Annotated in this window: 11 protein-coding genes; 3 read left to right on the top strand and 8 right to left on the bottom strand. The window is 32.5% G+C overall.

Annotated features, from left to right (window positions below):
* Positions 1-41: 41 nt before the first annotated feature.
* Positions 42-1,190, bottom strand: coding sequence for a tyrosine-type recombinase/integrase (locus tag H6589_12655; GenBank protein ID MCB9175454.1), 1,149 nt, complete (start codon positions 1,188-1,190; stop codon positions 42-44).
* Positions 1,191-1,273: 83 nt separating this feature from the next.
* Here H6589_12655 and H6589_12650 point away from each other — a divergent pair, with 83 nt between their 5' ends.
* The 3 genes from H6589_12650 to H6589_12640 all read left to right on the top strand — a co-directional run bounded on the left by H6589_12650 (position 1,274) and on the right by H6589_12640 (position 3,211).
* Complete coding sequence (locus tag H6589_12650; GenBank protein ID MCB9175453.1) at positions 1,274-1,642, top strand: hypothetical protein; 369 nt, start codon at positions 1,274-1,276, stop codon at positions 1,640-1,642.
* A 79-nt stretch (positions 1,643-1,721) separates the two neighbouring features.
* The gene (locus H6589_12645) at positions 1,722-2,519 is read left to right on the top strand and encodes an SDR family oxidoreductase (GenBank protein MCB9175452.1); all 798 of its coding nucleotides are present in this window, start codon (positions 1,722-1,724) and stop codon (positions 2,517-2,519) included.
* Complete coding sequence (locus H6589_12640; protein MCB9175451.1) at positions 2,519-3,211, top strand: L,D-transpeptidase; 693 nt, start codon at positions 2,519-2,521, stop codon at positions 3,209-3,211. The genes H6589_12645 and H6589_12640 overlap by 1 nt, the downstream gene beginning before the upstream one ends.
* Here H6589_12640 and H6589_12635 read toward each other — a convergent pair whose 3' ends face one another.
* The 7 genes from H6589_12635 to H6589_12605 form a co-directional block, all read right to left on the bottom strand.
* A complete protein-coding gene (locus H6589_12635) occupies positions 3,212-3,664 on the bottom strand; it encodes a DUF1569 domain-containing protein (GenBank protein MCB9175450.1) in 453 nt (150 codons plus the stop codon). It lies immediately after the preceding gene.
* A gap of 110 nt (positions 3,665-3,774) precedes the next feature.
* Positions 3,775-5,976, bottom strand: a complete 2,202-nt coding sequence (locus H6589_12630; protein MCB9175449.1) for a T9SS type A sorting domain-containing protein — start codon at positions 5,974-5,976, stop codon at positions 3,775-3,777.
* 11 nt (positions 5,977-5,987) lie between these two features.
* The gene (locus H6589_12625) at positions 5,988-7,016 is read right to left on the bottom strand and encodes a hypothetical protein (protein ID MCB9175448.1); all 1,029 of its coding nucleotides are present in this window, start codon (positions 7,014-7,016) and stop codon (positions 5,988-5,990) included.
* A gap of 28 nt (positions 7,017-7,044) precedes the next feature.
* A complete protein-coding gene (locus H6589_12620) occupies positions 7,045-8,079 on the bottom strand; it encodes a hypothetical protein (protein MCB9175447.1) in 1,035 nt (344 codons plus the stop codon).
* 189 nt (positions 8,080-8,268) lie between these two features.
* Positions 8,269-10,056 (bottom strand): ATP-binding cassette domain-containing protein, encoded by a 1,788-nt coding sequence (locus H6589_12615; GenBank protein ID MCB9175446.1) that lies wholly within the window; start codon positions 10,054-10,056, stop codon positions 8,269-8,271.
* Between the two features lie 148 nt (positions 10,057-10,204).
* A complete protein-coding gene (locus H6589_12610; protein ID MCB9175445.1) occupies positions 10,205-11,026 on the bottom strand; it encodes a 2OG-Fe(II) oxygenase in 822 nt (273 codons plus the stop codon).
* A 43-nt stretch (positions 11,027-11,069) separates the two neighbouring features.
* Positions 11,070-12,728: a hypothetical protein gene (locus H6589_12605; protein MCB9175444.1), complete on the bottom strand. Its 1,659-nt coding sequence runs from the start codon at positions 12,726-12,728 to the stop codon at positions 11,070-11,072.
* Between the last annotated feature and the right edge of the window lie 15 nt (positions 12,729-12,743).

The raw sequence follows: 12,743 nt of genomic DNA, 5'->3' as shown, positions 1-12,743 counted from the left end.
ATCCGAATAAAGTGCATATGCACTTTATTCGCACTATGTGTTTAACCCAAATTTAGCAATTCAATCGGACTTTTTATTGCTTTTATATTATTAATTGCAACTTGTGTGTAAACCTCGGTGGTTCTGGTGCTATTATGTCCCAGCAATACTTGAATGTAACGTAAATCGATTCCATTTTCTAACAAATGGGTGGCAAAACTATGTCTGAGCATATGTGGCGTAATGTTTTTTCTAATGCCTGCTTTTTTAGAGGCATTCTTAATTATTCTTAAAACACTTGTTGGAGTATATTGTTCACCTTTTTGCCCTTCAAACAAATAAATTTTTGGCTTCCATTCCTTATAATAAACCCTTAAATCGTTCAAAACCGATTCGCTTAAAATCGTTAATCTATCTTTGTTTCCTTTGCCGTTTTTAACCGTTATTACCATCCGTTTACTGTCAATGTCTTCCAATTTTAAGTTGAGTAATTCGTTACGCCTTAATCCTGCTGAATAAAGTAAACTTACAATGCACTTGTGTTTAATGTTGTTGGTGTTTTTAATAATCGATTGAACCTCTTCTAAGCTAATTACTTTTGGTAAACTCTCCTTTTTAAATGGTCGTTCAACACTATAAAATCGGTTGGGCATTTCAAGTACAACTTCGTAATAAAACTTAATGCTGTTAATCATTTGATTAATGTAAGAGTGCGATTTTTTTTGTTGAACCAAAAGTTGCAAATAACTTCTAATATCAATTTCTGTTATATGTGTAAGCTCCTTGTCTTTGTAATGATTAATAAATATTTCAAACAAATGAATATAGGTTTTAGCTGTATTTAAGGAGTATTGTTTCAATTCTAATTTTTGTAAAAAGGTTTCGGGGCATTTTCGATAGTCTTCGGGTAAAGCTCTTTGTCTGTAATTATCAACAGTTACTGGGTTGTTATTGGTTTTGTTTTTGTGTTTTGGAAAAAAACTGGAGCAATTAATCCATGCCAAGCCTTTAAAATCTTCAAAAATTAGGTTCAAGTTTTTAGGGTTGTTTTTAATGTAAGCCATGCCAAATTCATTACTCCACTTTATTTCGGGTAATCCTTTTAGTACCGTTTGTAACATTTTATCAGGATAAAACTTTATACCAATTTGTTTCTCATTATTTATGAGTAAGTGTTTTAAGGTAATGTTTTTGTGTTGTTGAGCTTTCATTAAAGTAAATTTAAATAAGGATAAAACTACAAATCAAATTTATCCGTATATTTAAACGATTATTAAACGTATAATATACGACTATGAAATGTTTGTATTGCAAAGAAAAATTGAAAGGTAGAGTAGATAAAATATTTTGTACTCCTTATTGTAAATCAAGTTATCATTACCAAAATAATAAAGAAAAACAATCTAACATATTTGTTACTATCGACAAGCAATTAAAGCAAAATAGAAGAGTTTTAAAAAATTACAATAAAGCAGGTAAGGCAGTAATAAGAAAACAAGAGCTATTAAAATCAGGGTTTAATCCAAAATATTTTACTCATTATTGGAAAAACCAAAAAGGCGATGTGTATTTGTTTTGTTATGAGTATGGTTTTTTAGAGAAAAAAGAAGGCGAAAACTTAAAGTATGTTTTAGTTCAATGGCAAGATTACATGAATACTTAAGCTTTATTCACAATAATCTTTTTATAAATGGAAAAAGTGCAAGTATTGCATTTGGTTTTTAAATATGTAGTTTTGGTTTATGGAGTTAAAAAACAAAGTAGTTTGGATAACTGGAGCATCATCGGGCATTGGTGAGGGTTTGTGTTATGCTTTTGCAAAAGAACAATGCAAACTGGTTATTTCGGCTCGAAGAGAAAGTGAATTGCAACGTGTAAAAGAAAAAACAGGGTTAAGCAACGATAATATTTTGTTGTTACCCTTAGATTTGGAACATCACCACGATGCTAAAAAATGGGTTGAGCAGGTTATTCAAAAATTTGGACGAATTGATGTGTTGCTTAACAATGGTGGGTTGAGCCAGAAAGGTACTGCTATGCTTACAACTACTGAAGTTGAACGTAAAATAATGGAAATCAATTATTTTGGAAATGTAGCATTGACTAAAGCTGTAATTCCAGTTATGCAAAAGCAACATTCGGGTAGTATTGTGGTAACAACAAGTATTTTGGGCAAGTTCGGTTTGCCTTTTCATACCACTTATGCAGCTTCAAAACATGCCTTGTACGGTTATTACGATTCGTTACGAATGGAATTAAAACCGTTAAACATTAAAGTGATGCTGGTTGCTCCAGGATTTATTAATACCAAGGCATCGGTAAATTCGTTAAACCCCGATGGCTCTGTATCGAACGAAGATAGTCCTGCACAAATTAATGGCATGAAAACCGAAGTGTTTGCTCGTAAACTGATTTCGGCACTCAAACGAAATAAAAACCATGTGTACATTGGCAGCAAAGAACTGCTCGCCATTCCTTTTAAAACCCTTTTGCCCAATCTATTTTATACCATTATGGACAAAATGAGTAAAGGAAAATAATGCAGTTAAAAAGGTTAGCTTACATATTTTTATTTGTGCTAGTTTCCGTTTTATTATCGTGTAAAAGTACAAAAGTGGTAAAATCGCCTTACATTGTTGGTATTCCTCCAGAAGATGAAACCAATTACAATAAATCAGAACCTAGCAACGAAACCATTGCCGATTTTTTAACTGAATATCTGAATTTAAAATATCCTGATAAAGATTTTAAAACCTTTATTTATATCTCGGTAAAATATCAAAAGCTGTATTTAATCAACAATCAGAAAGTTGTAAAAAAATACCCTGTTTCAACAGCAGTGCTGGGTGTAGGTAATAAAATGAACAGCATGCAAACTCCTTTAGGTTTGCATACCATTAAACGTAAAATTGGAAACAACGTACCGCTTGGCGGTTTGTTTTATTCTAGAGTATATTCAGGAAGGATTTCAACCATTTATACCGAAAAAGTAAAGTCGCTAACCGATGATGTGACTTCTCGAATTATGTGGCTGCATGGTGAAGAACCAGGCATAAATAGAGGAAGAGATATTGATTCATACAAACGTTACATTTACATACACGGCACTTCAGAAGAAGGTTATATTGGCGAACCCGCTTCGCACGGTTGTATAAGAATGAAAAATAGCGATGTAATTGAACTATTTGATAGCGTTGAGGAAGAAATACCTGTAATTATTCTAAAGGTTTAACTAAACACCAAACTGTCTCAAATGGTGGTCGAGATGCTTATAAAACATGTTGTTCCATTCGGTTTTATTTAAAGTACCAAACGAGTGAGATTCCTTTCCATCAAATTCTTTTTCGCCTAATTGCTGAGTTTTTGTGATGTAGTCGACTAAACGTTTTTTTTCAACTTCAAAATCTTTTTCATCACTAATAATAAATACAGGAGCTGTCTGGCTACTATGTTTATACGGTTTTTCACTCACCACCGTATTTTTAACCAAGAGTTTCAAAATAAATTTCATAAAACCTTTTGGTTGAGGGTGTTTGTTATCGTAAACCAATTCATAAGTAACATTACAGTGTGCCAACATTTGTGATACGCTCATTTTGCCCCAAACGGCTTTTGTTGTTGGTGTTAATTGATTTATTCTAGCAATAATTTCTTGACAATCTGATGAGTTGAAAATGTTTTTCATGGGTTACTTTTTTTGTAAAGATAAAAATTTTTGAAACCATTGCTTATTAAAAATAGCCTCAACATTAAAAATGAAATCATTACTAATGTTGAGGCCATAATTAATGGGAACTACTGTTTAACAACTCGGATGGTAGCTCTATAATCATCCGATTGTAACTTAACAAAATATAAACCAGAAGGTTCGTTTAAGTTGAGTTGAATGAAGTTTTCATCAAAATATTTTTGGTTTAAAACCAATTTTCCATAAACATCATACACTTCAATAGTTACATTTTTGTAAACAACTCCTAAATCAATATTTACAGCACCTTTAGTTGGGTTAGGATAAACAACCACGTCATGTTTAAATGTATTGTTGATAATCCCAACTGTGTTGATTACAATACAACTTGAAGTATCGACACAACCGTTTTGGGTAACTTGAACAGCATAAGTTCCATTTATAGTAGCCGTAAAACTTTGATTATTTTCTCCAACCAACGGACTGTTTCCATTATCACAATCTAACCATTGGTATGAAGCAGCATTGGCATTACTGGTTAATGTGTTTAATGTATGATTAACAGTATTGTCAACATTGTTGATGGTTAAATTAATGGTAATTACACTATCGCAACTTACTGCATTTGGTATGGTAGCAGTTTTTACTCCTGAAGTAGTATAAACAATACCATCGGGTGCAGTATAACTAAAACAAGCGGTTTCATTAATAGTGCTTGTTGTGCTTTGTTTTATGGTTAAGTTAATGGTTATGGTACTATCACAACTCACACTATTAGGTATTACAGCAGTTTTTATTCCAGATGTAGTGTAAATAGCACCATCAGGGGCAGTATAACTATCGCATTCGGTAGCACTAATAGATGATGATGTTTTCATGTAAATAGATACAGGAACAACTATTGTACTATCTAAACCTGACAACGTATCGGTAACCGTTAATGATACATTGTAAACTCCCGTATTGTAATAAGTGTGCGATGGATTAGTTAAATTACTATTGTTTCCATCACCAAAGTTCCACAAATAGGTATCTCCATCAATGCTATTGTCGGCAAATGAAACTACTGTTGAATCGCAATTTCCAGACATGGTATAGTTAAAATTGGCTATTGGTAGTGCCATTTTATTTATTGAATCGGATGTAACTACACTCCACATGTTTAGGCTATCTTTAAATTGAAAATGAATGGTGTGTATTCCTTTTGTAAGTTGTGTTAAATCAAGATCATCAATAAGGTTTAACTGCTGTACAGGTGTTGGTAAATTAACCGTATTAACTTGAGCAAAATTGCTATCGAACCAGTACCTGTAAGTAGTAATTTTATTCGATGTTATACTTGTTGGTGGCATTTTATAAAAAAACTGACTCAACACACTACTCCACATTTCGGTATTGTCTTTAAAACGAATGTTAAACGAATGAACGCCATTGCTTATCGCATTGGTTGCAATAATGGTACTTAAATTAAGCTGTTGTTGGTTGGTAACTGTTTGTGCAACCACATTTGCATAATCATTATCAAACCAATATTCGTAAGCAACTATATCTCTGTTTACGGTAGCAGTTGGATTAATTTTATAAAAAAATTGGCTTACCACACTACTGTATTTCGAACTATTGTCCCACGAACGAAAATTGAAGGTATGGATTCCATTGGATAAACCATTAGTTGGAATATTGGTATTTAAATTGAGTTGATCAACTGGCGAAATGGTTGTACTTGTTTTGTTAGCAAAATCATTGTTAAACCAGTATTCATAGCCAACTATTTTTGGTATGACACTATAATTAACCAGCAAATCATCAATGATAATTTCACTTGCATTAGTAATATCATTCACCTCTAATTTAATGGTTGTTACTGTTTGATTTATACTATATGCTTTATTACGAGGAGTAGCATCTGGCACAGTACTGTTAACTGGTAAAGCACCTAAATCAGCAGAACCCATTGCTACATTATCGAGTAAAACTTGACCCTGCGAACCCCAATTACCACTAATTTCCATTTCTTTCCAACTAATTGAATTTACGTAGGTTGGTGTTGGAAAAGTTATGGTTAAGGTTGTTTTGTAATTATTAAAACAGCTTGATCCACAAGTTGATTTTCCAAAACTAAAAACTTTGGTGCTTCCAAAATTGGTGTTGTTTATTATTCCAGGTGGAACAGTATAAGTTCCAACAGTTTGATAGGATATTAAAGTGTTAAATGTTCCTGATTCAAATCCTTCATTTATTACTGTTTGAGCATTTAGTTCAAATATAAAACCCGCTAGTACTATCAATAATATATATATCTTTTTCATAAGTTTAAATTTTAATTAGTTTGTGCTCCAACTTTTAGTTGAATATTTAAATCGCCATTGTTATCGGTTTGTGGGGCAATGTTTTTAGTTTGTATATGTGGATTTTGTGGTACAGCTCCTTCTTTGTAAGGAAACATCCCTCCATAAATACCTACTTCACTTCCATCTGTACCTAAAAAAGTTCCTGGGTTTTGAAGGTGATAATTAAAAGAATAATTGAAAGCTGTGCCTGTTTGGTTTACAAAAATATCGGCTTGTAGTATGCCTGTATAGTTGCCAGTAGCTGTTGGAGTTACCCCGTAAGAAGGAGTAGGTTCTACATAAATATTATTATTAAAAATGTTTCCATAACCATTTACATCAGCATTATAACCTTCCCAAATAATAATGTTATTGTTTAAGGTGTTATTGTTTCCGAAAAATAAATAGTCATAAGATGACCCATAGATGTAACCTAAAATAATATTGTTAGTTATCAAATTCCCTTCTGAACCCTGAAACGTGTTCACAATAATATTGTTAGAAAGCAATGCCGTTTGTGCATTTTCTAAATTAATACGTTGAATAATAACATTTCCAATAATGCTTAAATTATTTGATGGATTAGATAAATTTCCATTAACATTTAACTGCCCATTAATTTTACAGCGTTTTATTATTACTCCATTAATGGATTCATTTGAAGATAAGTATACATGACCTGTAATCTCGACTCCTTCAAGATGAAATAAATCAGCATTTTCTTTTAAAGTAACATTTCCATTAATAAATGTTTTACCAGTAGTAAGGGTAGAATCTACATAATGTCCAGCTCCGAAAATAGTTAATCTTTTGTCAAAATTAGGTGGAGGAGTAAATGTTCCACCAGGTAGATAAATGGTATCTCCGTCAATAGAGGCACTATATGCATCTAAAAATGGATTTATGTTGCTAAAAATAGTTGTTACTCCATTATGGTGTAAGGCTACTTTTTGTTGAGCTTGAGCTGATAAGTTAAATAGTAAAAAACTTGCTAGAATTGTTTTAAAGATTGTTTTCATATGTTTAGTTTTAGTTATAAGTGGTTTTTTAATTGTTTTGAGCACCAACTTCAATTTGAATGTTCAAATCGCCGTTGGTATCGGTTTGTGGAGCAATTTGTTTAAATCTAATGTGTGGGTTTTGAGGTATTAATCCAGCTTTAAAAGGGAATGTGCCGCCGTAAATTCCAACAGGGTTGTTGTCTGTACCAACATATGTTACAGGGTCGAGCAAGTGGTTATCATTGGTTTTTACCCAAGTATAACCAACTTGGTTAACAAAAACGGTAGATTGGGTTACTCCGATATAGTTATTAATTGAAATGGGTGACACACCAAGTTCTGGACTAGAATGGCAGAATAGGTTTTTTTCAAATGTGTTTCCAGTTCCACTAATAGAATACATATCAGCGTTGAAAATTACATTGTTCTTAAATGTATTGGAATTAGCATTGTAAATAGTTCTTCCAGATGCCGAACTCCACGAACCTCCATTTCTTAAAAAGATATTGTTTTGTATTAAATTACCTACGGTATAAGACAATTGGCCTTCGAAAATGCTATTCGTAATCATGGAGTTGTGCACATTCTCAATATTTACATTACCATTAAAAACAGTTTCAGAAATCAATAAGTTATCTGTATTGTTTCCTGAATTACCACTTATGGTAAGACTTGAATTAAAATAGCATCTAGTAATGTGCGCATTATTAAAGGAAGTATTGGATAGTGTAGAAATAGTAGCTTGAAAAAAAAGCCCTTCTAAATGTAAATTATCTGCATTTTCTCCAATAGTAAATCCTAAAGTTATCTTAGTTAAATTAGTTGCAGCCGTAGAATCTTCGTGAAAACCAGCTCCAAAGATAGTGAGTCCTTTATCTATTGTTGTTGGTGGTTGAAATGCACCTCCAGAAAGATAAATAGTATCACCTGTTATAGCTGCATTGTAGGCATCTACAAATGGATTAATGGTGTTGAAAATAGTGGTTACTCCACTACTATGCAATGCAACTCGTTGTTGAGCTTGAGTTGTAAAGTGAATTAGTAATAATGTTGCAAGAAATGTCTTTAAAATCGTTTTCATAGGTTTAGTTTAAGTTAGTTATTTATGATTTATATTAATAAAGTTAGTTTAAAAGCCAATTTTTTAGCATGATTTGCATCATGACAAAAAATGATATTTATCAATAACGACGGTGCTAAAAGGAAGGTTTTGAATAAAAAAAAAGGGAATAACATTGTTATTCCCTTTTTTAAATTGAGTGGATATATATTACACAGCCGCCAATTGAATGGTGCTTAAATTTTTATAAATACCGTCGTCTTTTTTAAGTAATTCAGCATGTGTGCCTTTTTCTTTAATCTTTCCATTATCTAAAACAATAATTGAATCAGCATTTTTAATGGTAGATAAACGATGAGCAATAACTATAGATGTTCTGCCTTTCATTAATCGCTCTAAAGCTTCTTGAACCAATCTTTCACTCTCCGAATCTAAAGCACTTGTTGCTTCATCTAAAACCAAAATAGATGGGTTTCTTAAAATGGCTCTTGCAATGGCTATACGTTGTTTTTGTCCGCCACTCAATTGTATACCTCTATCGCCAACAAGTGTTTCAAATTTCTCAGGAAAACTTTCAATAAAATCAAGCGCATTGGCTTGTTTTGCAGCTTCAAAAATTTCTTCTTCGGTAGCACCTGGTTTTCCGTATTCAATGTTTTCTTTGATTGTTCCTCCAAAAAGCATTACTTCTTGTGGTACTAGTGCCATCTGACTTCTTATTTCTGAAAGATGATAATCTTTTAAATTTTTTCCATCAATGGTAACTTCACCTTCGGTTGGTCGGTAAAAACCAAAAACCAACGCTGCAATAGTCGATTTTCCTGCTCCAGAAGGACCAACAAAAGCCAATAATTTACCTTTTTCAACCTCAAAGGATATGTTTTTTAATACATTAATATCTCTACGTGAAGGGTAGGAAAAGTTTACATTGTTAAAAGCTAAGTTTCCTTCAATTTTGATGCTGTTTGGTTTTGATAGTGATATTTCTTCTGTTTTTTCTTCTAAAATATCCATCAAACTTTCTGTAGCTCCAATTGATTTTTGTAATTGTGAAAACAAATCGGCAGTACCACCAAACGAAACCCCTAAAAATGCAGCATACAAAGCAAATTGCAATAATTCTCCAATGGTAATTCCTTTTGTGGGGTCAGCTTCGTTTAATTGAACCATATGCAAGCCATACCAAACAATAGCCATTAATGCCGAACCAGCTACAAACATAATTAAACCAATAAACATACCTCTCCATTTTGCTCTCTTAATGGATGTTTCTACGGATTGATCAATACTATTTCTATAACGTAGAATTTCAAAAAACTCGTTAGCATAAGCTTTAACATTAGCAATACCGTGTAAAGTTTCATCAACTACCTTGTTTGACTCGGTAATGTCGTCTTGTGCTACTACGGATAGTTTTTTAATAAACTTACCAAAGAATACTCCAATAAGAGCAATAATAGGGATGACAGCAATGATAAAAATGGTTAATCGACCAGAAATGTAAAACAAGAAAAACAAACCCACAGGAATGGTAATAAACTGACGAATTAATTCGGCTATGGTAATGGTAAATGTTTCTTGTAATAATGAAATGTCAGCACTAATTCTACTGCTTAATTCACCAACTCTTTTTTGAGAAAAGAAACTCATTGGTGAAGAGATAAGGTGTTCGTAAGTTTTGTTTTTAAGCAATGCCAACGATTTGTGAGCTACAATTCCGAAAAGGTAGATTCGTAAAAACGCCGAAATTCCAATAACAAAAAACAATCCAATAATCAATTGTATAAAAAAAGTAACTTCTTTGTCAGACGAGCTTTTAACAGCGTCCATCAAGTTGCCTAAAATACGTGGAAACGCAAGTGTTGCCACTGTTGATAGTAGTAAAACAAAAAGACCAAAAATAAATGGAACTTTAAATGGTTTAATAAATTGAAAAACTCTTAAAGCTTTCTTTGTTGCCTCTTTCGAAAACGGATTTTGTCGTTTTTTTCTTGTCATAGTTCTACCTTCTTATTTCTCGCAATCCCGATAGCTATCGGGAGCTAACTTTGCAAAGTTTTTAGTGTTTTTTTATTTCTTCTGTCTTCCATCTTCCAACTTCTGTCCTCTGTCTTCTGTCCTCCGTCCTCCAACTTCCAACTATTCCCTAAAATTTCTTCTTGTTTTTATCTTGAAAATCTAAAGATGTTATCCCTAATTTTTTCAAAATACGCTTAATGTTTAGTTTCAACGGTTCTTTAATTGATGTAGCAATTTTTTTACCCAACGCATCATCTGGTCGAGCAATAAAATGAGAATCTACATACTTAAAATTTTTATCGGTAACAGTAGAGTAATAAGTATAGAACGATTTTCTTGTTTCACCTTCTGGAACGTTAATTTTTCCGTAACCGTGAGGTGAAGTTTCGTCGGTTAAAAATATTACAGCTCTATTAAAATCGCATGGAACTTTGGTTACACATTGTGTCATTTTTTTGTCCCATAACTCCAAATCGCCACCATATTCAGGTTTCCATTCTTTGTTAAGGTAAATTAAAAAATTTAGCCTTCTCCATAGGTTTTCCATAGGGTTAAAGTTGGAGTCGATGTGAATATCAACATAACTTCCGTTAGCTCCTTGGTGTACTCCAGCGCCCAAAGCATCGTTAGTAGTAACCAAATCGTTTAAACCAGTAATGGTTTCAACAATTTTAATAAATTCAGGACTAGCCAATGCGTTTTTAATTACCAAAAAATCAGGATGAAACCTTTCAAAATGATAATCTTCGTTTTTGTTTTCGTTAATGCTTTTACGTTTTACATTTAATACATCCATTTTAGGGAAGTTCTCGTAAAGAGAAGTAGCGAAATCTTCAACTAAAAAATCAGGTAAAACAATATGTTTGCAAGGGTTTCCATTCTCGTATTGGCGTTTTAATTCAAGAATTTTTTCTTCGTTAAAATAAATAGGATTTATGATGTTGGTCATAGATTATCAAAAAATTAATGTGCAAAAGTAAGTAATTATTCAATTAAAAGAAGTTAATAAAACCAAAGTGTATTTTTGCCGATCTAAACAAAATTGGGTTGTCGAATTGTTGTCCTAATGCATAACTGATCGAAAAAATACCTGCTTTGGTGTCAAAACTCATTCCAGTTCCAAAACCATAAGGGCGGTCGGAGATATAACCTTTAATATTGTCTTTTTCGTAATACGATTGGTCGAAGAATAAGTATAGGTAGGAATTTTGCTCTAAAATGTAACGAAACTCGAATGTCCCAATGCTGTAAAATGTAGTAAATATTGATTCTTCGTCAAAACCACGTAACGTGAACAAGCCTCCTATTCGAACCAATTCATTATCGAACAAACTTTCGTTGATGGTAAAACCATTTTTAGAACTTAATTTAATTACGCTTCGTTTGGCTACTGGGAAATAAAAATCTAACACCGAATTACTGTTGTACAGGCTTGAATTTAGTTTTATCCCATCGTAAAGCGACTCCTTAATGGCACTATTTTTTGAGATGATTTTTGTTCCCACCGAACCATCGGCAACGATACTAAATCCTTTTCTTGGATTGAGGTTGTAATCTAATTTTGCGTAATGTATTCCAATTCCGTAAAGTTGGGTAGAAACATCAGCATAATCGGGTAAAACGGTAAGTGAGGCAAAGCGTTTTGTAGAGAGTAATGAGGAGTTTTTGTTTTGATAAAAGACACTAAAATAGTTGTTCCCTTTCAAAATATATCTCACACCAATTTTATTAAACACATCAATAAACGTGGTGTCGCGTTTGTACAATTTAAAGTTATAGTCAAACCCAAAAGGTGTGTTAAATAAAAAAGGATAAGCTATTCCAGTATTCAAATCTTGTGTCTGCTCTTGAATAGACCGCCAATTAAAAAATATTTCTTCGCCTTTTTTAAACGAATTGAGCAAGTTCAGCTTAACATCTCCTGTTAATCGAATTTTGCCCGTTTGGTTATTGGGTTGAACACCCAAAATACCATTAAATCTGCTGGCTGCTTTCTTTTTTAAATCCAATACAATTTTAGATTCACTTTCGTTAAAAATTACTTTAAAGGGCTGTTTTTCTTCAACAAAAGGCAACTCTTTAATACGAATAGTAATGTTTTTAACCAACGCTTCGTTGTAGCTATCGCCATTTTTTATTCTAATGTAATTTTGAATGTATTGTTTAGAAATGGTTGCATTGCCATGAATTAACACACTATCAATTTTATACCGATGATTTTTGTTGAGGACTAAATTTCCTTTAAAGGTGTTGTCTTCAATTTTTATGCTATCAAACTGCAAAGAAGCAAAAGGGAAACCGTTGTTTTCGTAGTGTTTTATAATCCTTATAAAAAAATTGTTCAATTGACTTTTGTTAAAAGGTTTGTTGTTAAACACCTTATCTCTAAACCCGATTTTGCTTAAAACCTCCTCATCAATATTTACAGGCGTTAAATAATTCCATTTGTACACTTTGCCAAGATGAATGTAGGCTTTGTAAAATGTGGTGTCGACAATAATACTGTCAATGCTAGCGGTTAAGTAGGCTTTACCATTTAATTCATTTATTACTTTGTTGAGTTCGTTGTTTAATTGACTAGCTTCAAAATACCTATTGTGTGTAATTAGCTTCGACGATTTTATTGTACTGTCGTTAAAAAAAGTTGCCAATGTTATTTTTTGGGA

Source organism: Flavobacteriales bacterium, assembly GCA_020635795.1.
Taxonomy (GTDB): Bacteria; Bacteroidota; Bacteroidia; order Flavobacteriales_E; family Vicingaceae; genus Vicingus.
The sequence above is the reverse complement of the archived record's forward strand: the minus strand, read 5'-3'. Positions and strand labels throughout refer to the sequence as shown.

Bases quoted from the DNA above. Each gene is read 5' to 3' on its own strand.
- H6589_12655 (MCB9175454.1), bottom strand. From the start codon at position 1,190: ATGAAAGCTCAACAACACAAAAACATTACCTTAAAACACTTACTCATA.
- H6589_12650 (MCB9175453.1), top strand. From the start codon at position 1,274: ATGAAATGTTTGTATTGCAAAGAAAAATTGAAAGGTAGAGTAGATAAA.
- H6589_12645 (MCB9175452.1), top strand. From the start codon at position 1,722: ATGGAGTTAAAAAACAAAGTAGTTTGGATAACTGGAGCATCATCGGGC.
- H6589_12640 (MCB9175451.1), top strand. From the start codon at position 2,519: ATGCAGTTAAAAAGGTTAGCTTACATATTTTTATTTGTGCTAGTTTCC.
- H6589_12635 (MCB9175450.1), bottom strand. From the start codon at position 3,664: ATGAAAAACATTTTCAACTCATCAGATTGTCAAGAAATTATTGCTAGA.
- H6589_12630 (MCB9175449.1), bottom strand. From the start codon at position 5,976: ATGAAAAAGATATATATATTATTGATAGTACTAGCGGGTTTTATATTT.
- H6589_12625 (MCB9175448.1), bottom strand. From the start codon at position 7,016: ATGAAAACAATCTTTAAAACAATTCTAGCAAGTTTTTTACTATTTAAC.
- H6589_12620 (MCB9175447.1), bottom strand. From the start codon at position 8,079: ATGAAAACGATTTTAAAGACATTTCTTGCAACATTATTACTAATTCAC.
- H6589_12615 (MCB9175446.1), bottom strand. From the start codon at position 10,056: ATGACAAGAAAAAAACGACAAAATCCGTTTTCGAAAGAGGCAACAAAG.
- H6589_12610 (MCB9175445.1), bottom strand. From the start codon at position 11,026: ATGACCAACATCATAAATCCTATTTATTTTAACGAAGAAAAAATTCTT.